At 45.5% G+C, this 26,569-nt stretch carries 21 protein-coding genes; 9 read left to right on the top strand and 12 right to left on the bottom strand.

All coding sequences use genetic code 11. The features are described 5' to 3' along the window. Positions 1–42: 42 nt before the first annotated feature. Complete coding sequence (locus NFR28_RS06525) at positions 43–1,155, top strand: DUF3810 domain-containing protein (protein ID WP_251179027.1); 1,113 nt, start codon at positions 43–45, stop codon at positions 1,153–1,155. Here NFR28_RS06525 and NFR28_RS06520 read toward each other — a convergent pair. Next, positions 1,152–1,409 (bottom strand): hypothetical protein, encoded by a 258-nt coding sequence (locus NFR28_RS06520; protein WP_251179026.1) that lies wholly within the window; start codon positions 1,407–1,409, stop codon positions 1,152–1,154. The genes NFR28_RS06525 and NFR28_RS06520 overlap by 4 nt on opposite strands. Before the next feature lie 9 nt (positions 1,410–1,418). Next, positions 1,419–2,693: a Y-family DNA polymerase gene (locus NFR28_RS06515; protein WP_251179025.1), complete on the bottom strand. Its 1,275-nt coding sequence runs from the start codon at positions 2,691–2,693 to the stop codon at positions 1,419–1,421. A 294-nt stretch (positions 2,694–2,987) separates the two neighbouring features. Between NFR28_RS06515 and NFR28_RS06510 the strand changes: the two genes are divergently transcribed. Beyond that, positions 2,988–4,532, top strand: coding sequence for an APC family permease (locus tag NFR28_RS06510; RefSeq protein WP_251179024.1), 1,545 nt, complete (start codon positions 2,988–2,990; stop codon positions 4,530–4,532). 79 nt (positions 4,533–4,611) lie between these two features. Next, positions 4,612–5,373: a tetratricopeptide repeat protein gene (locus NFR28_RS06505; RefSeq protein WP_251179023.1), complete on the top strand. Its 762-nt coding sequence runs from the start codon at positions 4,612–4,614 to the stop codon at positions 5,371–5,373. A 303-nt stretch (positions 5,374–5,676) separates the two neighbouring features. Here NFR28_RS06505 and NFR28_RS06500 read toward each other — a convergent pair whose 3' ends face one another. Then, positions 5,677–6,702 carry an acyltransferase family protein gene (locus NFR28_RS06500; protein WP_251179022.1) on the bottom strand — a complete coding sequence of 342 codons (1,026 nt, stop codon included), beginning with the start codon at positions 6,700–6,702 and terminating at the stop codon, positions 5,677–5,679. A 112-nt stretch (positions 6,703–6,814) separates the two neighbouring features. Here NFR28_RS06500 and NFR28_RS06495 point away from each other — a divergent pair, with 112 nt between their 5' ends. Beyond that, positions 6,815–8,611, top strand: a complete 1,797-nt coding sequence (locus tag NFR28_RS06495; protein ID WP_251179021.1) for an ABC transporter ATP-binding protein — start codon at positions 6,815–6,817, stop codon at positions 8,609–8,611. A 45-nt stretch (positions 8,612–8,656) separates the two neighbouring features. Here the strand turns inward: NFR28_RS06495 and NFR28_RS06490 are convergent, their stop codons facing one another. Further along, entirely contained in the window at positions 8,657–9,430 is a 774-nt protein-coding gene (locus NFR28_RS06490; protein ID WP_251179020.1) for a GTP pyrophosphokinase, read from the bottom strand. 156 nt (positions 9,431–9,586) lie between these two features. Between NFR28_RS06490 and NFR28_RS06485 the strand changes: the two genes are divergently transcribed. Beyond that, positions 9,587–9,895, top strand: a complete 309-nt coding sequence (locus tag NFR28_RS06485) for a metal-sensing transcriptional repressor (RefSeq protein WP_251179019.1) — start codon at positions 9,587–9,589, stop codon at positions 9,893–9,895. Positions 9,896–9,920: 25 nt separating this feature from the next. Continuing rightward, positions 9,921–12,257 carry a heavy metal translocating P-type ATPase gene (locus NFR28_RS06480; RefSeq protein ID WP_251179018.1) on the top strand — a complete coding sequence of 779 codons (2,337 nt, stop codon included), beginning with the start codon at positions 9,921–9,923 and terminating at the stop codon, positions 12,255–12,257. Positions 12,258–12,327: 70 nt separating this feature from the next. On the opposite strand, the gene NFR28_RS06475 is transcribed toward NFR28_RS06480, so the two are convergent. From NFR28_RS06475 to NFR28_RS06455, 5 genes are all read right to left on the bottom strand, one after another. Beyond that, the gene (locus NFR28_RS06475; protein ID WP_251179017.1) at positions 12,328–12,984 is read right to left on the bottom strand and encodes a DUF6320 domain-containing protein; all 657 of its coding nucleotides are present in this window, start codon (positions 12,982–12,984) and stop codon (positions 12,328–12,330) included. Then, on the bottom strand, positions 12,981–14,300 hold the full coding sequence (locus tag NFR28_RS06470) for a phthiocerol/phthiodiolone dimycocerosyl transferase family protein (RefSeq protein ID WP_251179016.1): 1,320 nt from the start codon (positions 14,298–14,300) through the stop codon (positions 12,981–12,983). The genes NFR28_RS06475 and NFR28_RS06470 overlap by 4 nt, the downstream gene beginning before the upstream one ends. Positions 14,301–14,303: 3 nt before the next feature. Beyond that, positions 14,304–15,311, bottom strand: a complete 1,008-nt coding sequence (locus NFR28_RS06465; protein WP_251179015.1) for an alpha/beta hydrolase — start codon at positions 15,309–15,311, stop codon at positions 14,304–14,306. Positions 15,312–15,436: 125 nt separating this feature from the next. Next, complete coding sequence (locus NFR28_RS06460) at positions 15,437–16,756, bottom strand: metal-dependent hydrolase family protein (protein ID WP_251179014.1); 1,320 nt, start codon at positions 16,754–16,756, stop codon at positions 15,437–15,439. Between the two features lie 26 nt (positions 16,757–16,782). After that, a complete protein-coding gene (locus NFR28_RS06455; protein ID WP_251179013.1) occupies positions 16,783–18,228 on the bottom strand; it encodes a helix-turn-helix transcriptional regulator in 1,446 nt (481 codons plus the stop codon). Between the two features lie 218 nt (positions 18,229–18,446). Here NFR28_RS06455 and NFR28_RS06450 point away from each other — a divergent pair, with 218 nt between their 5' ends. Next, positions 18,447–20,111, top strand: coding sequence for an FAD-dependent oxidoreductase (locus NFR28_RS06450; RefSeq protein ID WP_251179012.1), 1,665 nt, complete (start codon positions 18,447–18,449; stop codon positions 20,109–20,111). A gap of 122 nt (positions 20,112–20,233) precedes the next feature. Here NFR28_RS06450 and NFR28_RS06445 read toward each other — a convergent pair whose 3' ends face one another. Next, complete coding sequence (locus NFR28_RS06445; protein ID WP_251179011.1) at positions 20,234–21,712, bottom strand: ATP-binding cassette domain-containing protein; 1,479 nt, start codon at positions 21,710–21,712, stop codon at positions 20,234–20,236. 320 nt (positions 21,713–22,032) lie between these two features. Next, a complete protein-coding gene (locus NFR28_RS06440) occupies positions 22,033–22,488 on the bottom strand; it encodes a cupin domain-containing protein (RefSeq protein ID WP_251179010.1) in 456 nt (151 codons plus the stop codon). 80 nt (positions 22,489–22,568) lie between these two features. On the opposite strand from NFR28_RS06440, the gene NFR28_RS06435 reads away from it, so the two are divergent. Together NFR28_RS06435 and NFR28_RS06430 are read left to right on the top strand one after the other, a co-directional pair. Beyond that, positions 22,569–24,719, top strand: coding sequence for a Tex family protein (locus tag NFR28_RS06435; RefSeq protein WP_251179009.1), 2,151 nt, complete (start codon positions 22,569–22,571; stop codon positions 24,717–24,719). A 175-nt stretch (positions 24,720–24,894) separates the two neighbouring features. After that, the gene (locus tag NFR28_RS06430) at positions 24,895–25,791 is read left to right on the top strand and encodes a DMT family transporter (RefSeq protein WP_251179008.1); all 897 of its coding nucleotides are present in this window, start codon (positions 24,895–24,897) and stop codon (positions 25,789–25,791) included. Here NFR28_RS06430 and NFR28_RS06425 read toward each other — a convergent pair. Beyond that, positions 25,772–26,497 (bottom strand): B3/B4 domain-containing protein, encoded by a 726-nt coding sequence (locus tag NFR28_RS06425; protein WP_251179007.1) that lies wholly within the window; start codon positions 26,495–26,497, stop codon positions 25,772–25,774. The genes NFR28_RS06430 and NFR28_RS06425 overlap by 20 nt on opposite strands. Between the last annotated feature and the right edge of the window lie 72 nt (positions 26,498–26,569).

Here is a 26,569-nt window from a genome sequence, read left to right as displayed (position 1 = left end):
TATATTTTGGATCGAATGCCGTATATCAGAAAGTGTGAAAGCATGAGAAAGTACCTTATAAAGCGCTGGTGGTTGGTGCTTTTTGGTGTAATTGCACTTGTGCTTGTTGCGATCTTTTCAAACAATGCCACTGCAACTGAATTTGTATATAGCCGCGCGGTGTTTCCTGTGGTGTCTACTATTGTTGGTTTTTTGCCTTCGCTGGTGACATTTTCCGTTGCTGAGTGGGTTGTGATTGCTTTCGTGCTGTTTTGTATCGGATATATCGTTTACTGGATTATTCAGTTGATTCGCAAAAAAGAAGAGCGTGGGTTTCAACTTTATAAGGCGGTTGTCGGTGTACTTGGTATTGTTTCCGTGACACTCTTTTGCTTTGTGATTACCGGAGGGCTTAACTACTATCGCTACACTTTTGCTGAGTCTGCGGATATTGAGCTTACGCAATCAAGCCCAGATGAGCTTGAACAACTTTGTTGGTCGCTTGCAGACAATATGAACAAAACGCGTGCCGAAATTGGCGAAGATGTTGATGTATGTACATTCAACTCGGACAAGTTTGAACAGTATGCAGGTTTTTCAGTGGATGCTCTTGAAACGCTTTCTGAAACATATCCAGTTTTAAGCCGTCCACTTTATTCAAAACCAAAGCCAGTTATTGCAAGTGAGTTTTTGTCTGATGCTAATATTGCAGGAATCTATTTTCCTTTCACGGAAGAATCTAACATCAATACGCAAAGCATGTTTTTTAATATTCCTGCCACCATGTCGCATGAGCTAGCGCACCAGTGTGGCTTCATGCGCGAAGATGAAGCAAACTACATTGCGTATGCAGCATGCGTTCATACTGGGCAAGATGCTCTCATGCGTTATAGCGGTTATACGCTTGCGTATGATTATGCGATTTCGGCACTCAGGCGCGTAGATCCTACTGCTGTCAATGAAATAAGCGCAAGCTTATCTGATACTGTGAAAGCCGACAGGCTTCGCAAAGCACAGTATTTAGCTGAGCACGAAGGTGAAATGTCGCGCATTTCTACGAGTATGAACGACGCCTATTTGAAGGCAAATAAACAAACTGATGGTGTGCAAAGTTATGGACGCATGGTTGACTTGCTTTTAGCTGAACGGCGAGACAACACCTTTGCGGGTGACTAGGCAATCACTTCCTCAACAAACCACTTGGGATCTTCGTAGTATAAATAGGTTGTTTTCTCTCCAATGCGAATGGTGTAGCAGAGTCCGTCTCCGCCAACTCGTCGCGATGAAGCTCGTCGCATGTTTATTACCTCATCAATTGGATAGGTAGTACCGTCGTACCACTGAATAGAGAGCGGACGCACTCGTCCATCTTCATCCATGCGCGCGGTGACAGAAACGTATCGCTTAATTCGATCAGTAATACCTTTCATGTTCACCACCTATCGTAAATATCCTATAGGATGTACGGTGTTGTCTCGCTTGATATCAAGATGCGCCATAGCCTCATCAGTCATCTCAACAACGCGTCGAATACATCCGTTTCCAAATCGGTTTCGCAGGGCATCAATACAATGATCAAGCTGCTCTTCTTTAAGGAGTGCCTCCGTGTTTCCAAAGAGGTCATATTGCACTTGTTCACGCGCATCTACCAAGTTAGTGGTTCTCACATGAAGGGAGCGAATGGCGTGATCGGCATCAAGCGGTTGGTTGGCCTCAAGAAGCCCAAATGCAGCATTCGCAATATCGTGCGTTAAGCAGGTGGGTGTATTTAGGGTGATCTGACGTGAATAACCAAGCAGGTCAGAAGCTGATCTAACCCCAATACACACCGTTTTGCAGCGCAGATGAGACTCGCGCAATCGCTGTGCAACAGACTCGCTTAAAAGCCAGAGAAGCGCTTTTGCTTCAGAAGGGGAACAAAGATCATGGGGCGCAGTAAGCCCGTTTCCGATGCCTTTGATGACATAGTCAACATCTGCGCGTGCCGGATCCATTATGCGCACAGGACTGTTGTCTTCTCCGCGTGCAAATGATCGCAGCATAAACCCAATCTTTCCAAAGTGCTTATGAAGGTAGTAGTCACCTGCACCTGCAATATCGCCGATAGTTTCATATCCAGAGCTATGGAGCTTGCGGCGCGTGGCTTTGCCAACATACATAAGATTTCCTGCATCAAGAGGCCACGCAACTTCTTGATAATTCTTGCGTGTGATGTGGGTAATGCCATCTCCAGGATCGGTGTCACTGCCGAGCTTGGCAAAAACCTTGTTCCATGAAACACCAATGCTAACCGTAAGGCCGAGTTCTGATTTGATGCGTTCTGATATCTCCTGGGCAATAAGATGAGGGCTGTTGCCAAAAAGTGCCAAGGAACCTGTTACGTCAATCCATGATTCATCTAGTCCGAATGGCTCCACTTGGTTGGTGTAATCATAGTAGATGAGGCGTGCTAATTTTGAATATCGTTTATAGGCTGCATAGTCGGGCATGACAATGCTTAGACCAGGACATTTTTGTTGAGCCTGCCACAGCGGTTCAGCGGTAATGACGCCGGCTGCTTTTGCTTCGCGTGACTTCGCCAAAATGATGCCGTTGCGCTTCTTGGGATCTCCGGCAACAACAACGGGGCGCCCTCTGAGTGTCGGGTTAAGGTGCTGGGCAACTGATGCGTAAAAGGCGTTCATATCAATATGCATAATGACGCGATCACGCATAAGCCCTCCTGAGAAGTACGATGGATATCAAAAGCAAGAACGTATGTTCGTATAGTGCGAAGTATATAATGAACCTCTGGGCACAATGCGTCAATCGAACAGATTGTGTTTTCTTGATTATGGGCGCTATGCCGACCAAACATACCTTGCAAAAAATCTCACTTCTCCATCCTATGATTTGCGCTACAATCTGCATCTTGTGACCGCGTTTTGCTGTGACGTGTGTTGCGTTGGTTTCTCAAATGAGTAAGCCTTGCTATATCTATCAGCCCTTGAGTAGAAGGGGGTCGGCGATTGCAAGCTCAAGAGTCGCGTCCTCCCGACGAGCATGACCTTTTCCCGCCAACTCCGCCTGAGGGGTCAATTGGCAATCTTCGCAAAAGTAATATTTCATCTTTAGGCATTGCCTTTATGCTCTTTTGCCTCGTCTCTGCGGGTGCCTTTGGTATTGAAGAGATAATTCCAACAGCAGGGCCTGGTCTGACGTTAATCATGTTGATCGTGTTGCCTTTTGTATGGGCGCGTCCTATTAGCCGCCTTGTGGCTGAAGCAAATGCTATCTTGCCGCGCGAGGGCGGTATTTACGCTTGGGCGAAAGAGACTTTTGGCGAATTTTGGGGTTTTCAAGCGGGCTGGTGGACCTCTATGGACACCTATATTTCAAGTGGTGCCTATATTGCAATGGTGGGCGGCTATACTTCGCAACTTCTCTCGCTTGATGATGGGGGCGCCTTTGTGGTGAAGCTTTTGGTTGTGGGCAGCTTTACCGTGGTTAACCTGGTGGGACTGGTTGAAGTAGAGCGTATCAGTTCGTTTTTTTCGGTACTCATTATTATTGTGTTTGGTCTGGCTTTTGTGTTTGGCATGGCTAATTGGCAGACCAACCCCTTTGATCCGGTTTTCGCCGAACCAGCTGCGCCTATGAAGTGCATCGCTGAATCTATTAGTTTGGGCATCTGGATGTATTGTGGCTATGAGTGTATTGCGGCCATGTCGGGCGAATACGAGGATTCATCGCGTACGGTGGCGAAAGGGTTTCGCATTGCGCTTCCGCTTATTGCGTTGTCCTATATTCTTCCAACGCTTGCTTGTCTGGCAGCTTATCCAGCAGGTTCATGGGTGAACTGGGGAATTGATGGCGGCTTTACGGCGGATGTGCTTGGATATGGCACCATTTTTTCCATGGTGCTTGGTCATACTGGTGTCGTGCTGTTTTTGGTTATTGCCATCATGAGTCAATGCACTATCTATAACACTTATCTTGCTTCTGGATCACGAAGCTTCTGGGTTCTCTCTGAAGATAATCTCTTTCCGAAATTTATTCGCAAAGTGGATAAATCGGGTCGTAGTCCTTATGTTGGTGTGTTAACGATTGCCATATCATCGTTGATATTTTCACAATTTGATTTTGTGGCCATCATTGAGATGAATATTGTTTTTATCTTGGCACGCTACATGTTTTTGGGCTTCATTGTGATGCGTTTGCGAAAGATGTATCCCGTTTCAGACAGGCCAGCAGATCGATACGTTATCGGCGGTGGTAAGTACGGTGTGGTGGTATATTCGATGTTGGCATGCGTTATTGCCACCTTCGCACTTTGCCTTAACCCGCTTGAAAACTTTGCGGCAACGGTGGGCTTTTTGGCATCAGGCGTTGTAGCGTATGTGCTATTTAAGCGAATCTATGGCGGTCTCTCTATAGATTCACCTGACACGAATCCAATTGACCCAAAAACAGGTCTTGCGGTGGGCGATATGCGGCGCATCGGTTTGTTTGCTCTTATTATTGTGGGGCTATTTGTTTTAAACGTTATACTTAATGCAGCATTTTTGTTGTAAGTATGGGACTTAAAGGTTGTCCTAAAGAAGAGAAGCTCTGTTATACAAGTGCACTTCTTTGAGAGGAAGGAATGCCGCTATGTCTAATGCGAGAGTAACCCCTATTGAGCAAACACTCAAAGAAGATATGAGTAACTTGATTGAGGAAGGCTTGTTCGAGGACTTTTGCTACTACGTTTCCACTCATAGGCAAGTTATTACTCAGCTTGCTCAATGCGATGAAGCTTTTGCGAATTTTATTGTAAAAGGTTACGAAACTGGCGTTTTGCATGAAGACGGAACTTGTGCCAATGATTTAGGGGCGCTCTATTACATGGGCGACATTATGCCTCAAGATTACGAAAAGGCTGCCAAGCTCTATGAGCAAGCTATAGGGTGGGGTTGTTTCCAGTCCATTATCAACATGGGTTATATTTATGAGTATGGACGTATTGGAGACCCAGATTATCGCAAGGCATATGAGTATTATGCTCTTGCTTGCGCTCTTGCCCCTCAGTTTGAAGCGCTTTATAAAATGGGGGATATGTACAGCAGGGGTAAGGCTGTGCCGCGTAATTTGTCAGTAGCACTGACTCTTTGGGAGCGTAGCTTAGAGGAGGCTAAAGGGGTGGTAGAGGCTGCGCAACCTGCTATTCGTATTGCACCGTTGCTTCTTGATCCAAAGGACTCGGGTGCCCAAGTGGATATTATGCGTGCACTCAGTTTATTTCAGACTGCAGAAGTAGGGCTTCGTATTGATATTGAAGCGGGGCAATATTACTACAAAAAGCGTCTTCAGCAAGCAATTGACGGTCAGGAACAGGCGCGTCGGCTTCTTGACGAAGCATGTTTAAGCATATAAGCCGTTTGTAAGGCTAATCCTTAGAGTCAAGGCGCTTCGAGATGATTAGCAGCACTGGGCATGCTATGCAAAGCAAGATAAAGGTAGCAACTCGCCCAAAACTGGGATCTTTATAGCCAACAATAAAAACGCCAAGGCAAAAGAGCGCCATAACGGCACATAAGCATGCAAGCCAGCGTAAATAGATTGCTGGGGAAGATGATGGCTTTTGCGATGGTGTATGGTTGAGCTTTTTCATGCGGCTTACTATATCATGATTGAACAAAGTGCGGTGTGGATTTGGTATTTGAAAAGGAGCGTATTTTAAACCCGCTTAACCAATAAGGTAAGGAGAATTGCGTAAAGCGTCCGAAGCGCTGTGGCAATGCCTTGCTTAAAGGGAAGGCTTTGCAGTGCGGGAAGAGTTTTCCAGGGGATAAACCAATCCATACAATGGAAGCAATAAACGAGCATGCTATTTTGTCCCAAGAAGACAAAGCATTTTGTTAAGAGTTTTGACGTTCGCTCAATAATCGTTGAAATCCAGCAAGCAAGAAGAGAGCCTGCAAGTGCACCTGCAATACAAAGTGGAGCAATGCCGTAAAGCCGCATGGCAAGCTCAAGATAGCTCAATGAAAACGCAGCAACGTATATGGCTAGTGCACCTAAGAGTACTGGGAGGCGAAAGCCGAATTTTGCCAAAAAGTCTGTTTTTCGCGCGATATAACCGCACCACATAAAGCCAACTGTTATGAGCGCCAAGTCAAAATCAAAGGGTAAAAATATCTGGAGTTTTTCGCCGATTACGATACCAAGAGCTGCAAGCGCAATAAATATGATTGCTTGTATGGGTAGGGTAAGATGATATCTCTCGCAACATGAAAGAATAAGATTAAGAAGGACGCGAGAGACAAAAAGACACATTAAAAACCACGCCATACCAACATCGGTAACGCCCATGGTTTCGTTGGGCGATCCTGAGGCAAAGATGAATCGGATTCCAAGTGTAACAAGCGTATCAAGAGTAAACACGTTTGCTTGTTGGATGAGAGTGTAGCCTTGCCACAAAGCAAAAATAATGACATAAGGGATGAGCAGGCGTTTTGCTGAAGTTAGTACAACGGTTTTCAGTGGCTTGATCTTGTAGGTATAACCAGCCATGATAAAAAATAACGGCATATGAAACATGAAAATCATGGGCACCAGCGGAGAGCCTACTGATACCGTATGACCAGTGATTACCAATAAGATAGCAATACCTTTTGCTATGTCTATCCAAATAAGTCGTCGTGTGGCAGCGTTGTTTGCATCTGGAGATGGTGATTGAAAAACAGAAGTAGCGTCTGTCATAAAGCTCTCTTTGTTGTTAAGTTTACCTTGGCTTTTCATAATAGTAGATTCTTGATAACTAATGCACTTTGAATCTATCAGTCGTGTTATATGTGTGGTGTAGAATACTTATATGAATCAGTCAGATGAAATATGCAAAGAATCTCATGCTGAGGTATCAGCGTGGCGTGTTTGGTCGCGTTTTATCAGCTATTACGGTCCTTATAAAGGACTCTTTTTTGCTGACTTGCTTTGTGCAACACTTCTTGCGGCTGTTGATTTAGCGTTCCCGCAATTCCTCAATTTTTTCACCAAGGAGTTCTTTTTAGAGGCGCCATCGGTAATTGTTTCGAGCCTCGGGCTTATAGCGCTTCTTTTTGCTGCGCTTTATCTGCTGCGCACCGGTTGTCAATATTTTATTACCTGCTGGGGTCATATTATGGGTGCTTATATGGAAGCAGACATGCGTCGTGACCTTTTTAGTCAGTATCAACGCTTGACGTTTAGCTATTATGATCGTCACAACACCGGCGCAATGATGGCAAAAGTAACCTCTGATCTTTTTGACATTTCCGAACTTGCGCACCATGGTCCTGAAAATCTCTTTATTTGTACCCTTAAAATTGTTGGTTCATTTGTGCTTTTGTTCATGATAAACGTGCCTTTAACGCTCATTATGCTTGTGGCAACGCTTGTTATGGCAACCCTTTCGTTTATCTTGAACTATCGACGTCGTGTCATATTTCGTGAGAATCGTGAACGCATGGCTGGGATCAATGCTACTGTTCAAGACTCGCTTGGCGGCATACGTGTGGTCAAGTCATTTGGGGGTGAAAGTGCTGAGCGAGCAAAATTTGCCGTAGCAAACGATGCGTTTTTGAGTACAAAAAAGCGCTCATATAGGTTTTTGGGTGCATTTCATGCAATGAACTCGCTCTTTATGGGACTGCTGTATACCGTGACTATTGTTGGGGGCGGTTATTTTGTTGCGCAAGGTACGCTTCAAGTAACTGATCTGGCAATATATGCTTTATACATCGGCATTTTCATAGCGCCTGTTGAGCAGTTGATCAATTTTACCGAAACCCTGCAAAAAGGATATGCGGGTTTCAGGCGCTTTATGGAGGTTCTTGACGAGCATCCAGATGTCCAAAACTTACCAGATGCTCAAAGCCTTGATGAGATTGAGCTGGATGGCGTTCGTGGTCGCGTTGACTACGACGATGTTTGGTTTGCGTATGACCAGGACAAGCCTGTATTACGCGGTTTAAACCTTCATGTGCCGGCTGGGTCTACTGTTGCTTTAGTGGGTCCGAGTGGTGGCGGTAAAACTACGACTTGCTCATTGTTGCCTCGTTTTTACGATGTAGACGCGGGTTCAATTTCTATCGACGGCATTGATATTCGCGATGTCACACTCTCATCACTTCGTGAAGCAATTGGCATTGTGCAACAGGATGTGTATTTGTTCGGCGGTTCTGTGCGAGATAATATTGCTTATGGTCGCGCTGATGCAACTGATGATGAGATTATTGAAGCAGCAAAACGAGCTAATGCAGATGAGTTTATACGTGCACTTCCCGAAGGCTATAACACTTTAGTGGGAGAGCGCGGAGCTCGGCTTTCGGGAGGTCAGAAACAGCGTATTGCTATTGCGCGTGTGTTTTTGCGCAATCCCCGCATCTTGATCTTGGATGAGGCAACAAGCGCACTTGATAACGAAAGCGAGCACGCAATTCAGGCATCACTTGCGGAACTGTCTCGTGGTCGCACTACGCTCATCATTGCACACAGACTCTCAACGATTCGAACCGCACAACTTATTGCAGTTGTTGAGGACGGACGCGTGGTTGAGCAGGGAACACATGATGAGCTCTTGGCTCTTAACGGAACCTATGCACGCTACTATCGTATGCAGTTTGGCGAGTAGAAATACCTGATCAGGCGCTTTTAGTATAAGGTGATACCTTCGGGATTACGCATCACGTGTTGCTTGTTCGTCAAGATACGTGCGAAGTTTCTGCATGCGTTCATCAAGGCTAGCAGCATCTTCGGCGAGCTTAACAAGTTCATCACTTACTTGTGCTGCTGCTTCGTCGGAAAGGTTCTTTTTGTAGCGAAGCTGATGTTCTAATGATGCCCAGAAATTCATTGAGATGGTGCGGAGTTGTACTTCAACCTTAACAGGGCGCTTTTCCTTTTCAAGAAAGATTGGCGTTTCAACGATAAGATGCAAACTACGATAACCACTTGGTTTTGGGTTAGTAACATAATCGCGTTTTTCAATTAATGTGATGTCGTCTTGAGCTAAGAGTGCTTCTGAAAGCGTAAAGATATCTTCGGGAAACGTGCAAACTACTCGCACGCCAGCAACGTCAAAAATGTTTTCCTCAATGGACTCAACTGAGAGGGGAAATCCTTTCCGATTAAGCTTTTTTGCCAAACTGTCGGTTCCTTTAAGGCGCGTTTTGATTGATTCAATAGGGTTGCGGTCAAAACGCAGGCCATATTCAGCGTCAAGTACGCGAAACTTGGTTTCAATTTCCATCATTGCGCATTCATAGTATGTCATGAGACGTTGATAGGGGGCAAGATTACGCCTGATCATGTCGCTAAACTCTGTGTTAGCTGCAAGGCGAGTTACAACATGTGTTGCAAGTTGCTCCCGACGTTTATGAAGTTCATCTAACTCGCGAATTGAGTCTTCGTGATTATTTGCAGTCAGTTTTGTGCTTGGTTGCATAGACATAGAAGTTCCTTTAATCAGCCTCATCTCTTATTTCAGCCTTATGATAGCACCCTGCCTTTAGTGTTGTTCAATAAACATATTGCTTGACAATATACCCCCAGGGGGTATATATACGTATACTGTGGAGTGTAAATAGACAGCATATGAGGAAGCCTTATGAATGACGAGTATAAAACATGCGACTGTAAGCAAAAGAACACCCCTCGCTCAGTAGAGTTTCAAGCTGATTTGATCAAGCGTTTGAATCGGGCAATAGGTCAACTTAATGGCGTGAAGAACATGATTGAGGACAATCGCTACTGTGGTGATGTGTTGGTGCAGCTGTCAGCGGCGGAATCTGCTGTTAGACGCATTTCTGAAATGCTTTTGCAGGATCACTTAGAGACATGTGTCGTTGAAGAAATCCGCAAAGGAAATGATGATGTGGTTGAGGAAGTTATGACGCTCATGCGTCGTTTTCGATAGGCGTTAGGAAGCTTGAGGTTTAGAGATGAATACAAATAGTCAAGAACAAAATCAAGCAAGCATACGCTTGGCCATTGAAGGAATGCATTGTGCGAATTGCGCAGCAAATATCGAAAAGCACTATCGTAAAACTCCTGGTGTAATAGATGTTGCGGTGAATCTTGCCAACAATACCGGCAAGGTTGTTTTTGATCCAGCGCAAGCAAGTGTTGATGACATGCTGGCGGTTTTTGATGACTTATCCTTTTCTGCTGAGCTTATGCCAGAAGATGCGCCGCTGATTGACGAGAATAGACGAGCTCGTGAGAAAGCTCGTACAGCGCACGATAAGCGCGTTTTTGGAGGTGCAGCAGTTTTAACCGTTCTCATTGTGGCAATAGGCATGATTCCTGGATGGCATATGGCGGTTGGTGACACACTTGCAGGATTGTTTGTTCCGGATCCTACGCATACGCAAGCTATGTTTGCAGCAAATATCGTGCTTATGATTTTGACTATCCCAGTACAATTTGGCTGCGGTGCGCGTTTCTACAGTGGAGCATATGGAGCATTGAAGAGCGGATCTGCAAACATGGATGTTTTGGTAGCGCTTGGAACCACTATCGCATTTGCTTTCTCGCTCTATATTACCTTTTTACCAATTGTCACTGGTGATTGGTCAGCCACGAGTGCTGCGCTTGAGATCAATGATGGTATGCCATATTTTGAAACTTGCGCCATGCTTATTACTTTTGTTTTGTTGGGCAAGATATTGGAAACTCGTGCGAAAGGTGCGACAAGTCAAGCTATAGAGTCTCTTATGAATCTCACACCTCCAACAGCTTGTGTAGTTCGCGCAGGTCAAGAATTGACAATTCCTCTTGCGCAGGTGGTTGCTGGAGATAGTGTACTTGTGCGCCCGGGAGAAAAAGTTCCTGTTGATGGTGTGGTATTGGAAGGATCAAGCGAGATTGATGAATCTATGCTCACCGGTGAAGCTCTTCCGGTGTTGAAAACAATTAACGACGCTGTGACGGGTGGCACGCAAAATACCACGGGTGCTCTTCGTGTGCGAGCGCTTCGCGTGGGGTCAGATTCAACGCTTGCTCGCATCGTTCGTGCGGTGGAAGACGCGCAAGGATCAAAAGCTCCCATCCAGCGAATTGCAGATAAAATTGCTTCTATCTTTGTACCGGCAATTTTGCTCATTGCGCTTGCGGAATTTTTGCTGTGGTTCTTTGTGGTGACTCCTGATCAGGACTCCCATAGACTTCAGCAGGCACTTATGCCAGCCATAGCAGTTATCTGTGTTGCGTGTCCTTGTGCACTTGGATTGGCTACCCCTACAGCGCTTATGGTTGGTATGGGCAAAGGAGCACAGCTTGGTGTTTTGATAAAGGATGGCTTTGTGTTGGAATCACTCGGTAACCTTAAAGCTGCAGTCTTTGATAAGACGGGCACAATCACAAAAGGTATACCTGAGGTTGTTGCTTGCAGTGTTGACGATGAAGCACTTGCATTTGCAAGCGCTCTTGAAGCGCACAGTGAGCATCCCTTAGCTCACGCGGTGGTCTCGTACGCGCAAACAAAAGGCATAAGTACTTCTTTGTCGGTTGAGGGTTTTGAAGCACTTGTTGGCGAAGGTGTTTGTGGTGTGGTGAACGGGCACAAGGTGTATGTTGGTGTTAGTAAGAAGGATGGCGAAGACCAAGGAAAGACGCAAGTTATCGTAGATGGTATCAATCGAGGGTCTATGGCATTTTGGGATGCGCCCAAAGAAGACGCTGCGCAAACGATTGCTACCTTGAAAAACTCCTATGGTGTCACCTCGTATATGGTAACCGGCGATGTGCTGAGGTCGGCGTGTGTTATCGCACAAGAGGTTGGCATTGAAGAAGATCAGGTATTTGCATCGGTAAAACCACTTGAAAAGGCAGATTGTGTAAGGCGGGTGCAAGCAAGCGAGGCGCTCACAACACTTGCCCATGATGAGGAAGATCTGCTTGATGCGAAGGGCAATCAAAAATATGAAACGTCCCCAAAACGCATTGTTGCTTTTGTTGGTGATGGTATTAACGATGCCCCCGCGCTTGCAGCTGCAGACATTGGGGTAGCTATGGCTTCGGGTACTGATATTGCGCTTGATGCTGGATCGGTTGTACTGATGCACAATCAGCTCAGTGATCTTTTGGTGGCACTTCGCCTTTCAAGGGCCACCATGCGAAAGATCAAACAGAATCTTTTTTGGGCTCTTATTTATAACTGCATCATGATTCCCTTAGCAGCCTTTGGCATTTTGGCGCCAGCATTAGCAGGTGCAGCAATGGCACTTTCAAGCGTATCGGTAGTTAGTAATTCTTTGCTACTGAAGCGTTTCAAATAGGCTTATAAAAATACGAGCGAAGAAATGCGCATTCTTTGGAGTGCGCATTTTAAGTTTGAGCGCTGTGCAATTAGGCGCTAAAGAGTTTTCTGAATTCCAATGCAAGTTGTTTGCGGCACAAAATGAGTAATAAGATCAGGAGAAGGACTGCTACGCAAGCGCTTGTAATTGCAAGATACGGCCAGGTCACCAAGTTGCATGCAAGCAAAAGAACAGGCAAAAAACCAAGGGCAAGTTCATAAAGAATATACTTTGCATATCCTTTAACAAAGGAATCACGAAAGACAATAACGAGCACTCCATTAGTTATGAGTGCAACGATGCACACCAGAGGAATAACGTATGTTGCAAGCGATTGCTGTTGTGTAATCATGAATAGCAAAAGTATGATAGCTATGAGAAGAAGAAAATAGCGTTGAATTATTCGCAAGAAATTTGGTGAATGCAACATGACATTGCGAATAAAGATGTAATTGAGCGCGAGGGCGACAAGCTCAGCTAGGATCACCCAAAAACTCTGTTGAATATATATACCGCCTAGTAGGGTTAGAATCATAACAAGCGCGCTCAGCACACCCACTAATTGATTCACTTTACGTTTTGGTGCAAGGTGTGTGTCAGTAAACATCAATGATGGTGTTGCTGCGCCAACAAGCTTTTGACCGCAGAGAGGGCATGCGTGAAGATCGCCTGTGAAACTAATTTTGCACGATGAGCAAGTTCTCATTTTTCATCCTCGCGTAAAGAAGAGGGCTTGTGAGTATCTAGTGCAGATTCAAGACGAGCTTGTTTGAGTTGCAGGTCAATTTGTTCGCAAGATTTATTGATGTTCATGGTGCCAACAATGCCGAAATCACGGAGTATTTCACAAAGGCGACGGATGATGTCATGGCGAATGTATACTGACGAAATTCCAAGGCTAAGATCATCTCCGTAAGTGCAAAGAACAAAATTGAGTCCACGTGTGGAAGTCAGAACGTTAATGTCGCATACATAAGGCTTGCAAAGGGGATCTAACTCAATCCGACCGATGTTTGAAACGGTTGTTGTGACATCGCGCCATGATTTCCAATCAGCTATTCCCAAAATGGCATCTTTCAAAAAGAGTGGTGTCACGCGGATAAGAGGATTCTTTTCAAACTTAATCATCCGATTCATGCGTCGTTTGATAGCATCGGGCTGAGTGGCTGCTTTAAGCTGTACGTGTACATTTTTTGCTATCTCTTCAATGGGTTGGTGTTGTTGAGTTGGGGTAAGACTGACATATGCCATACCAAAAAAGTTGCGTGTAGTATCTGATTCAAAAAGTGTTCGCAAATCAACAGGGATACCAATGTTTATTGTCCGAGAAGTCTTGGTCGCAGGCATCGTGTCAACAATTGCTTTCATGACGGCTGCTATAACAAAAGAGGTGACTGACACACCAAAGCTCTTTGCGGTTGTGTGTACGGCAGCAGCGCTCACGTGATATTCCGTATACGTTGGATTGGTTGTATTCTTCCATCCTGTGAGGCGATATACTTTGCATTTTTTGTCAGCGCCAGCTGCTTTGCGATCAAAATTAACCGTATAGCTATCTTCGCTTAGGCGAGCTTGTGAAATGCTTTTATCTTGCAATTTGCATAAATTACCATAACGCTCTTCAATATATGCGCAGATCAAAGCTTTGAAAAACTCTAACGTTCCGCGTCCGTCTGAAATAATGTGAGAAACCTCAAGATTGATTCGACAATCGTAATAACTCACGCGATAGAGAGAACTTGAAACGTCAGTGTGGAGTGGAAAGCATATTGGTAGCGCTTCTTTTTCTACCTGAGCGATCTCTTGCATGCTCTCAAGATAGTGCCAAAAAAGCCCTGAACGCAGTTGAACATTAAAGCTTGGATACTGATAAATTGCGCGTATCAATGCCTTTTGTAAAATGTCAGCGTCTACAGGCTCTTTCAATGTTGCAGAGAAACGAAACACCGTCTGAGCAGCATTACCTGCTTGAGCGGCATAAAACTTGCCTACATTATCAAGCTTGTACCACTGCGCACGCATAAACTATTCGCCAATCATCTGAATCCATTTGCCAGGTTCAGTAGGAGGAAGCTGTTCATTGTTTAAGAACGCTTCAATAATTTTGTAAGTATCGCGAACAAAGGAAAAGACAGTAGGATAGAGAAAGTACCCATGAATAGCATCATTAATGCGATAACATGCCACCTCGTTGCCGTCGTTTGCTAGTTCAGCTGCATAAATTTCACCTTCATCACGCAAAGGGCAATACTCTGCAGATATGACTAAAGTGCGCGGCTGATGAGTGAGATCTTCCATGAGCATCGGGGCAAAGTATGGGCTTTGTGCGTCTTCGGGTCGAGAAAGATAGAGCTCAATATATCCTTCGATATCTTCTCGGGTAAGCAGATAATCTTCTCCATTTTCTCGAATTGAAGGAAAACCTGTCTGCTCTCGATGGTCGTCATAGGTAAGCGGATAGAGCAATATTTGAGTCTTAGGTAAAAACTCACCTTTGTCACGTGCCATCAGTGAAACTACTGCGGCAAGGTTGCCGCCAGCAGAGTCACCAAATAATATGATGTGATCGGGATCAACATCAGTGAGAATTTCTCGAGCAAAAAGCCGACGTGCTACTTCGTAGCAATCGTTGACGGCGGTGGGGAAGCGGTGTTCGGGAGAGCGACGATAATCTACCGCAACGACGCGGCGGTCAAGTTTGATACACATTTTCATGCAGGTGTCGGAGTAAAAATCTATGTCACCATTCGCCCAGCCACCCCCGTGGAAAAACAAAATAGTGCCTTTGTGGTCCTCGCTCACACGAAGGCCGCGTTTAAGTGAAAAATCTATATCAAGCGGCGTAAAGACGCGAAGGGGTATTTCGTCTCCATCTTCTGCTTGACAGGTAATATCATCAATGCGGCAACGTGGTGAAGCTACGGTAAGTTTGCCGGACACTTCTTCTGCAATGCGCTGGCTTTTGTATCCTGATTTGATATCCGGTCTAAGTTTGGTAATCATCTTGACCGCGTTTAATGCCACTTTATTCATGGGTTGTCCGCCTTTGCTGCCTTAATCTCATGTTGAACCACGACGCCGATGCGTCGTGGTTGTAGGTTTGCATAAGATAAGAATAGCTTGTTTACCTCTTTACAGAGCATTTCGTGGCAAGGCTGTTACGCGTAGAGTTCTTCATCAAGTGCGGTCTCTACCTCTAAAATTTTGCGAGGTTTCGGATTGGCGAAGACTTTGCCACGCGCTACAACAAAGGCAAGGTTACGCAGTCGCGTGAGATCTTCAAGTGGGTTTGTATCACAAACAATCAAGTCGGCCGCTTTACCAACTTCAATAGTACCCGTTTCCTCGTCAATACCGAGTATCTCTGCATTTTTGAGTGTGGCAGTATAGAGTGCGAAATCGGGAGTTACACCGCAAAATCGAACAAAATAGACAAGTTCGCGCCACATGTCATAGTGTGTAATGAAAGGGCAACCTGCATCAGTTCCCAATCCTACGGGAATTCCGGCATCCAGGCAAGCTTGAGCGTTGTCGCGAATACCCTCCATAACAATCTTGCCATTTATTTGAGCTTCGGGTAGACAGTGACTTTTTTCAGGCGGGAACAATGCGTAAGGGATTGCAGGTGAAAGCGTGCAGATGAGTGCCGCATGGCGATCTCTAAAGAGTTGCATAATCTCATCGTCGGTTCGAGCTCCGTGTTCGATGGTGTCAACGCCATGGGTAAGTGCTACTCGAACACCTTCAGAACTCTCCACATGAGCGCATACCTTAAAGCCTTGTGCGTGAGCCACCCTACAAGCTGCTTCGACAAGTTCGGGTGGCATACGAAGCACACCAGGTTCTCCCGTTTTGTCGGCATCCATGACGCCACCTGTGATCATCAGCTTGATCCAATCGGGATTGGTTGCGATGATTCTTTCAGTCTGTTCGGCGGCTTCTTGTGCCGAATGTGCTTCAGTAGCTAATGAACCGGCGAAATGACCACCTGGCACCGATACTGCTGTATTGCAGACCAGCAAACGAGGACCCGTAATGATGTCTTTGTTTATCTTGTCACGAACTTTTGCGTCGAGATCCAAAATACCCCCGACACAACGAATTGTGGTGACGCCGCTATAAAGCTCATCTGCAGCACGTTTTTCTTGCTGTTTAAGAATAAAAGATCTCACAGGAGCTATTTTTGAAAGAATAGCGAAAAGTAGCTTGTAATTAGGAGGTTTGCTGCCTTTTTTAGGCGCTTTGCCGCTTGATGCCAAATGCGCATGTGCGTTAATGAGTCCTGGTATCATCCATTTGCCTTGTAGGTCAATGACTTCGTAATTACAAAGGTTTTGGGTAGGATTGGCTTCAGAAGGATAAATAGCCTCAATATGCTCCTCGTTGATAAGAACGGTCTGATCCATAAGAGGAACCATGGTGCCTTCAGGGCTTAATGTACCATTTAAAATGTTTACATGGGTAAATGCATAAGCCATTATTTGCTCCTAAATGCAGTGCGGTATTAGTGGTCAGAGTGTGCTGTGACGATGTCCAACGTGTTGCTATCAATGAGGTCAAGCAGTTCTTGTCTACTAGAAATACCTAGTTTTCGATACGCGTTGCTCATATGATAATTAACTGTACCACGCGAAATAACAAGCGTTTCTTGTATACGTTCATAGCTTCTTCCTCTCGCAAAGAGCAACACTACTTCGCTTTCACGCGGGGTTAATCCATAGTTGCGCGCTATTTGCTCCCAATGAGTGAAGGGGTCAGCTGCTGATTCTGGCATCGGGTCTGTGGGGGTCTGCTGCTGGTTTGCTGGTTGATGATTGCTCAACCATAATGCAGATTTCTTGTTTAATACCAGCTGATACGCTATAAAACTCATGCAGGCACCAATGAGGCAGAGAACGTTTTGTTGTGCAGGAAGTGAAGCTATTGCAGTAAACATATCAGGGGCAATAGCGCGGGCAATAACAATCTGCATACCTAAAAATGAACCAATAGAACACCCATAGACGATAACAGGATCTATGTGGTAGGCCTCACACATTCGCGCAGAAAGAGTCCATGTGAGAATTGAAAGCGTGCAATAGCCCAAAAAAATAGCGAAGAATGGTATGGGGTTTTCAAACCCCAAAATAGGAACGAGCAGAAATGAGAGGAGTGCCGTTGAAGCGATGATAGTGTAAAGACTTGTGTCTTTGATTGCTTTTAAGATCACTAAAACAAGAAGGCATCCCAAGAAGATAACTTCAATAATGGCTGCCGGCATGGAAAGGCTTGAAAAGTCAATGGGGCTGCAATATCTATAAATGTTATAAATCTGATTAATTGCTATGCCCCAAAGGTTGATGGCAAAGATAAAGCGAATAAAGGGCTTCCATTGAATGCGGTGTTGAGGAAAAAGCGCGTCATGTGTATTGGAAGCTTTATCTTCAGCAAGATGCTGGTTGTTGCGCTGGGTTTTGCTCAGGAGTATTCCCAAGGTCGCTGCCGAAGCTATAAGCAATAACCCACGTACACATGCTTCTGGAAGAGGGGATAAGAAGGAATTCGCAAAGTGGAGCAAAGACATAATCATTTGCGACACGATTGTTTGTGTTATAACAGTGCTTGTTTTGAGCTCGCTGAATAGGAGTGCCCACTGAAGGCTTAAGAAGGCCAGTCCGATGCCGGTGACGAGAGGGCAGAATCCGTATATCACCATGCCTTCATCAAATAGAGAAGGCAAAATGGTTCCAATGCAAGCCAAAACGCCAATGATTAATTCGCTTTTCCAGTTACATGCAAGATGTTTTGCTATTGCTTTATGGATCAGAGCGGCCACAAAGAGCGCAACGGTGAAGACCAGAAGCGTGAGAAAGTCAGAATGAGCAGCACTTGGTGTTGAAGAAAGAAATCCGCTTGCACTAAACCAGGTAAGTAAAAACGAGAAACCAAGGACACGTAAACCTGAGATCATCTTATGACGTCTGGAAAGTATGGGAAACGTGTTAAAGAGAGATTTCATTAGACCTATTCTACCAGGTGAAGGCTTCAGGACAACCCGTATGTTTCTCTCGGGTCTCATTTTTGCGAAAACAGAGATTTTTATATGATCAAAACACTTCGCATGATCCTTACTATCTCAAACCATACCCTCTGTATTTCAGCGAGGGAGGGATCATGAAGGGAGTGTTTATGAAAACAAAGCAATCGTCTGCGCAGTCTCAAGGATTGTCGCGTCGAACATTTCTCAAAGGAGGCACAGCGCTTGGTGGCCTGGCACTAGCATCTGGGGTTTTGGCTGCATGCTCTCCGTCGGGAGCTAATAATGATGCTGAGCCTATTGCATCAGTGGGTTTGCCGCAGACATGGGATGCTGAAACCGATGTAGTTGTTGTAGGTTTTGGCGGTGCCGGTGCTGCAGCTGCATGGGAAGCGCTTGATGCAGGATGTCAGGTAACAATTCTAGAGAAGCTAGATAAAGCGGGCGGTTCAACCAATATTTGCGGTGGACTTATTTATATGGGTGGAGGTACGCCTACCCAAAAAGCATGCGGCTTCGATGAGACACCTGACAATTATTACAACTACTTAGTTGCTGCAACCGGTCCTGGCGCGAGCGAAGATCATTGCCGCGTATTGGCAGATGAATCACTCGATTTGTATAGTTGGCTGGTTGACACCTTGGGTGTTGAGTTTACGCCTGGTTATAACCCGCCTTGGCCCGAAGAGGCAAACTACGATGCTGGTTTATCGTGTACCGGTGATGAATTCAGTCTTGATTACGTTGGTGTTTGCGAAGCGGTTCCGCACAGCCACTGGGTTTTTGGAGCCGTTGAGGATCTTGATGGTACGCTCACAGGCGCCAAGAATGGTTCTGGTTTTTTCCAACCACTTCAGAAGGCAGTTGAGGCATTTGAGCCTGAGGTTTTATATAAAACCCCAGCACAACGTCTTATTGTTCATCCAGAAACTGGACGAGTAGTTGGTGTTGTAGCCAAAAAGGATGGCAAAGACTACACCATTAAGGCAAAGAAGGGTGTAGTTTTGTGCTCTGGTGGCTTTGCGTATAACGATGCTATGGTTGAGCAGTATGTACCCTATGCAATGGGTAGTTTTATCATTGGTACCGAAGGTGACACAGGCGATGGTATTCGCATGGGTCAAGGTATTGGTGCGGCAACTCGTCATATGCATTTTGCTTACGGTGAGCTTTCCAATGGTGCATGGCGTGCACGTCACTCAGTAGTTGGTGGACCGCTTTGCTATAGCGTACTTGTTAATAAGCGCGGAGTACGCTTTATCTCTGAGGATCATTACGCAGGTTCGTACTATGCGCAAATCTCTCGTAATCCCTATTATTATCGCGATTATGCCGAGTGCTATATGGTGTTTGATCAAAAGACCTATGATCAAATGAACGAAGTTTCAGAGATTAAGCCTGATGTGATCATTGCCCAGGCTGAAAATATTGAGGAATTAGCGCAAGCTTTAGATACGCCCAAAGGTACCCTTGAAAACACCATAGCTTATTACAACGAATATGCTGCACAAGGAGAAGATCCTCTGTGGATGAAACGTCCTGAGTTTACTCGTCCTATCGAACAGGCACCATTCTATGCAATTTCAGCTACGACACTAAATGGCTTGTTTACTTATGGCGGTCTCAAAATCAATACGTCTGCTCAAGTGCTTTACGCAATGGATGATCAGCCTATCCCCGGTTTATATTCAGCTGGTCGTAATGCAAGCGATATTTTAGGAACAGGCTACTGCGGTAGTGGTGCTTCTGTAGCAAGTTGTTACACTTTTGGTCGTATAGCTGGACGTGGTGTAGCTGCAGAAACTGCGTGGGAATAAACTCTCTAAGCGCAAATTGATCTTTGAATTGATGTAATTAATAGTTGATTTTCACGTCTTCTGTAAACACGTTAACAAAATGGGCTGACAGATGTCGGCCCATTTTGTTTAACTGCAACAGATCAAAGACATACTGTGAGGTGGTTTTCGGTTATATTCCACCTTGTTGCATGAAGCGTTTGGATGAGCGATTGATCATGGGTAACAAGGATATAAGCACCAGAAAACGTTTGCAGTAGCTGGGTAAGGGCATCAATTGAACCCATATCAAGATGATTGGTTGGTTCATCTAAGACGATAAGATTTGGATTGTTAACTAATTGAAGGGCCAGTGAGAGCTTTTTAAGTTCACCAGGGCTCAAAGTTTTGCCATCTAAGATGCGTTTTGGGTCAGAGTTGAGATTGCCAACAATAGCAAGCACATCACCTTGGCATTTTGTGGGCAATGCGCTGAGTTGTTGAAGGGTTTGCGTCTGAATGTCTTCGTCAACTTTTTGGGGTAAATACGCAACCGAGATATCGTTGCCTACATGCTTGAGTAATTCCTTGATTAAAAGGCTTTTACCGCAGCCGTTATCACCAGATATGATCACGTGATCATATCTCTCAACCCATAATTCAGGAACATGTAGCGCAAAGCCGCCATCTCCGATGATGCATGCATCAAGATGGGCAAGGATTGGTTTGCTAGATGCAATACCATATGTTTTGAATTGCGCATTGTATCGGTTGGGAATTGAACTCTCTTTAAGAAGATCTTGTGCCTTATCAAGCCGTGCATTCATGGTGGCTGACAGTTTGCCCGCAACGCCATCTTTGCCTGATACGATGGCGCGACCTCGTTTTTCACGCGCATCAGCATCGTGCATGTCTAGCTTTCTGCCACTTCGTTTTTGTGCGGACTTTTGTGCTTCCTGTTGCCGGCGAAGCGCTTCGGTTTCAATACGCTTAGCTTCTCTTTGGACCTTGTCATGTTGACGGACAAGAAAGCTGTGATCACGTTGAGCTTGAAGGTATGCTTGTTCATATGTTCCAGGTCGCGCAACAAAGGTAGCGTTTTCAAACAGTACACATTGTGTACAAAGCGTATTGAGCAGCGTTTTGTCATGAGAGATAAGTAAACCGATACCATCAAAATGACTTAAGGCGTTACTTACAATTATGCGGGTGCGTGCATCAAGTTCATTGGTGGGTTCATCCATAACAAGCAGATCAGGCTCACTCCAAAGAGCACATGCAATTTGCAAACGCTTTTGCTGACCTCCTGATAAGGTGTCGTATCGCCATATCCATTCGTCATCTATGAGAAGTTGATGACGAAGTTTCTGGGCAGGGGTTGACCAGTCAGCCGCAAAATCGAAAAGATTATCAGGTGCTTGAGAAGCATCTTGCTGGCAGTATGCGCTAAAGAGATTGGCTGTGACATGTCCCTCATCAGGGCGCAAAAGTCCACAGGCAATTTTTGCCAAGGTAGTTTTACCACATCCGTTATCTCCTACAATGCCTGTCCAGCCTGAGGTAAACGTAAGAGATACATCATGTAGTGCAGTGAGACTTGCCTGGGGATAGGTATAAGAAACATGTGAGAATTGTAGTTGCATAAGGGCGCTCCAAGGTGTTAGAAACGCCGCGTTTGTAAGGTAAAGGTGTGGGTTTCATGAGCAGAAAAGCTCAAAGAACTCAAAGGATATGTGCGATAGGGTGACATGAAGTTCAGTTGCACAAAAGCACCTCAAACGCGGCCTTGAATAAGAACCGAATAAGGTACCCAAAGGGCGAACTTAAAACTTCATGTATCAACTCCTCACACTCGGCGATGCTTGCCAAAGGCTTCGCCTAAGATTATTTCGAGCGAAATTGTAGCATAGAAACAAGATCTTTGCTAAATATCATGTGAGCGAAATGCTCGGTTGAACACCAGTTATTGCTCAAGAGTGCCATAATGCGCGTCATCTACTGCTTCAAGCCATTCATTTGAAGTGTCTTCGCCTGCAATTTCAAACGCAAGATGAGAAAACCAGCAATTAGCTGCAGCACCATGCCAATGCTTCACATTAGCTGGAATGTGAATGACATCCCCAGGAGTCATAGCGATAGCTGGTTTACCCCATTCTTGGTACCAGCCTCTTCCACCAACACATACGAGCATCTGTCCGCCGCCTTTGCTCGCGTGGTGAATGTGCCAATTATTTCGACACCCGGGCTCAAACGTAACGTTGAAGAAGGGGATTTGTGAGTCAGATATTTGCGCAAGATAGCTTTGTCCAACAAAATATTGCGCGAAAGCATCATTGGGAGCACCAAGAGGAAACATGATAGTTTGCGCATACTCTTCACGGGAGAGAGCTTCATTATTTGCAGTTTGTTTGTTTTGCATAAACACCTCCTGAAAGCTGATATAAAGTTCAACAAATAAGATTACAACGGATATAGGAGAGAGGGCAAGCAAGGTTCACTATGGATGTTTCGCAGGTTATTGCCAGGGAATTAGGAATACGTTCCGAGCAGGTAAGCGCTGTACGAACACTTCTTGAAGATGGCTGTACTATTCCTTTTATTGCGCGTTATCGCAAAGAAGCAACAGGGGGTTTGGATGATGTCACGTTGCGCACTTTGTCTGAACGTCTAGACTACCTCAATCGCCTTGATGCGCGAAAAGCTGAAGTGTTGAAAACAATTAAAGAACAGGGAAAACTAACTGACGAACTTGCTTTGCATCTTGAGTCTGCTGAGACATTGCAGCGCGTAGAAGATCTCTACAAGCCTTTTAAGAAGAGTCGTGTCACCAGGGCGTCGAAGGCACGCGATGCTGGTCTGACGCCTCTTGCAGACCTTATCTTTGCTCAGAATAAAGCAACTCAAGATCCACTTAAAGAGGCTGCTCGTTTTATAAAGGTTGATAGCCCGTATGCAGATGCTGCAGCGGCTTTGCAAGGAGCTTGTGACATAGTAGCCGAGTGTGTGGCTGATAACCCTGATGCGGTTGAGGAGTTGCGCGGTTTTGTTCAACGAACTGCTCAACTCACTGCTTGCGGTATCAACGAGGATGCTGAGCGTGATTTTGCTGCGTACGTTGACTTTTCTGAGTCTCTTTCACGAGTACCAAGCCATCGCATTCTGGCACTCAATCGTGGTGAGGCGGAAGGCAAGCTTCGCGTAAGTGTGGACGCAGATGACAACGAAGCACTTCAGCGTCTTGAGCGTAGATTTATTCGAGGCGATAGTCCGTGGCGCACAGTATTATCAGGAGCGCTCGCTGATAGTTGGAAGCGTTTGATGTTTCCATCGCTTGAGCGCGAAGCACGTGCTTTGGCCACCGAGCGTGCCCAAAAGGATGCAATTGAAGTTTTCGCTAAGAATGCGGAGGCGCTTTTGAAGCAACGCCCGGTGAAAGATGCGCGCATCATTGCACTTGATCCAGGATATCGTACGGGCTGCAAAGTTGCGGTTATTGATGAGTTTGGGATGTTGCTTGATCACGGCACCATTTATCCAACACCCCCGCGCAATGATATTGCGGGCGCTAAGCGCGCTTTAGGCACCTGGGCGCAAAAATACCATGCGAACATCATTGTGGTTGGGAATGGCACTGCAAGCCGCGAAACTGAAGAAGTTGTCTCTGATTTTATTGCAGAGAGCGGTCTTGAACTGAACTATACCATCGTCAACGAGGCGGGAGCTTCAGTTTATTCAGCTTCTGAATTAGCAACCAAAGAACACCCTGATTTAGATGTCACAACGCGCGGTGCTCTTAGCCTTGGACGTCGTTTACAAGACCCCTTAGCAGAGTTGGTGAAAATACCCCCGCAATCCATTGGCGTGGGGCAATATCAACATGACCTCAACCAAAAAGAATTATCTTCATCGCTTGGTGGGGTAGTTGAGCGTGTGGTAAATGAAGTTGGAGTTGATCTCAACACTGCAAGCGAATCTTTGCTGTCATATGTGGCTGGTGTTTCGCCGACTATTGCGCACAATATCGTGGCATTTCGCGAAGAGCAAGGACCATTTGTATCGCGTGCTCAATTGAAAAAGGTTTCAAAACTCGGACCTAAAGCATTTCAAAATTGCGCAGGATTTTTGCGAATTCGAGAAGGCAAAGAACCACTTGATAGTACTGGCGTGCATCCTGAAAGTTACGCGGTTGCCACTGCTGTTCTTGATAAGGCAGGTTTAGCTGTTTGTGAGCTTGCTCATGGCAAAAGCGTTGATATACGATCAAAGCTTGGAAATCTTAATTCCTTGGCACTTGAGCTTGGTGTTGGCTTGCCAACTCTTAATGACATCGTGTCTGATCTGGAGAAGCCAGGACGAGATCCGCGCGAAGATGCACCTGAGGTTGTTTTTAGTCGAGCGGTTCTGTCTTTGGACGATCTAGAACCAGGCATGGAGTTAACAGGAACTGTTCGCAATGTAGTAGATTTTGGTGCGTTTGTTGATATTGGCGTGAAACAAGATGGGCTTGTGCATATTTCAAAGCTCTCTGAGAGTTTTGTTAAACACCCCTCTGATGTGGTTGCTGTAGGTGATACGGTCAAAGTTTGGGTGGAGTCGGTTGACAAAAACCGAGGTCGTATCTCTCTTTCTATGACTAAACCTCATGTTTAACAATCTTCGCAAAAGCGAACTGTCTCATACGTGAGTATGATTCAATATGAAGCTTTGATCATGGGTAAAATGCAGGATGAAAGTTTGATTGTAGTATCATATCCTGAATGTTGAGTTGGTAGGGGATATTTTCGGGATGCACGTAAGCGAGTTAAATCGCATAAGCAATAGTCGCATGGTTAAAGGTATTGCAACAGCGCTCCTTGGGGCGCTTTTGTGGGGCTTTTCTGGAGCATGCGCGCAAATTGTACTATCTGAATACGGCATGTCACCGTTTTTTGTGACGGTTGTTAGAGCGTGTATTGCGGCTGTGATCTTAATTGTTTTTGCAAGCTTTCGCTATCACAGTGAACTTAAGGAAATTGTAGCCTGCAAGCAACTTCGAAGTTGCTTAGTGCTTTTTGGAATTGGTCTGTATTTGAGCCAATCCACATTCGCCATTTCGGTAGCTTATACCAACGCAGGAACAGCTACTGTTCTTCAAAGCTTGGCAACTGTCTTTGTTATGGGAATTGCGTGCGTGAGTGCCCGGAGACTACCGAAAGCATTTGAGGCACTTGGCTTGCTATTTGCATTGGCGTCAACTTGGTTGATTGCAACTCAGGGTGACCCTACTCAGTTCGCCATTGATCCAGCAGGACTTTTGTGGGGCATTATCAATGCGCTTTCAGTAACGCTTTATATCATGATACCGCGCAAACTATATGATCGTTGGCCTTCCATTCCGGTTATAGCATGCGGGCTGTGTATTGCAGCAGTTGTGGCGGCGTTGCTGTTTGGCGGCGAATGCCTCATTACTGGTAGGATGGTTATTCCTGCGCTTGATTGGTATGGTGCTGCCGTTTTGATAGTAGGAATTGGTGCGCTAGGAACCGCTTGCGCCTTCGCCATGTATTTATATGGCGTTGCCATTGTGGGTTCGGTACGCGGAAGCCTTCTCGGTACAGCAGAGCCAGCAAGCGCTATGGTTCTGACGGCGTGCTGGCTCGGTACTGCGGTAAGTGGAGCGGATTGGCTCGGTCTTATCTTTATGGTAGTTATGGTCGTGTTAGTTACTCGTCAATCGTCATGATGGGATCTTCGCGAGTAATGATTTTTTTCGCATAGATTTCTGCACCCAGATAGTCACTCATCATTGTTGCGAGCTGATCAATGGCAGCTTGCAGATCCTCTGAGCGAGAAGGATCCACTGACTCAATGATAAGAAAGGCTTTCTTGGAATCATCGGTAAGTGCAGTCCTCTTTCCATCGCGCCAGTTCCAACAGCGACAAATTGCACCCGCGTTATCAAGGTAGCAGAGCTCACCTTCTAGGGTTGGCGCGTCTTCTTCTTCGCCAAGCGGGATGAAAGGATCTCCACCTTCTGTAATAGTAAGGCGAATGTCGCCGTCCATTGCGTCAATGTCTTCACCTCCAACAGGGAGGGCATACGCAAGTGAAATGGTGTTATAGATATCTACTGAAGGAGTGATAGAGCTTACGGGGTTACCTTTGAGCACGCGCTTGAGGAGATTTTCAATAGAGCAGCGAGCACCTTTCTTTGTTTTGAATTGCTGGTAAGCATCTCGCCAAACAGCCACTACGTTGTTTTGCGAAATGGTGTTGCTTTCAAGATGCTGATCAGCTTTGGTGTTTGCTTCAGAAAGCGCCCGAGCAATTTGAGAAGCATCCTCTGGTGAAACTTCGTCAGTGGGCTTCATATTGTGAGCTACAACTACGCCAATTTGTGCTTCGGGAAAAAGGTTCCAAAAGGATTCTTCGGTTATGAATTGTTTCATGGTAGTTCCTTTTTTTCTTAATCGGTTTATAAATTATTATTGTAACTCGCAAGTTTTGTTTAAGCGGATATC

The sequence above is a fragment of the Adlercreutzia agrestimuris genome, from assembly GCF_943193125.1.
GTDB classification, from domain to species: domain Bacteria; phylum Actinomycetota; class Coriobacteriia; order Coriobacteriales; family Eggerthellaceae; genus Xiamenia; species Xiamenia agrestimuris.
The sequence above is the reverse complement of the archived record's forward strand: the minus strand, read 5'-3'. Positions and strand labels throughout refer to the sequence as shown.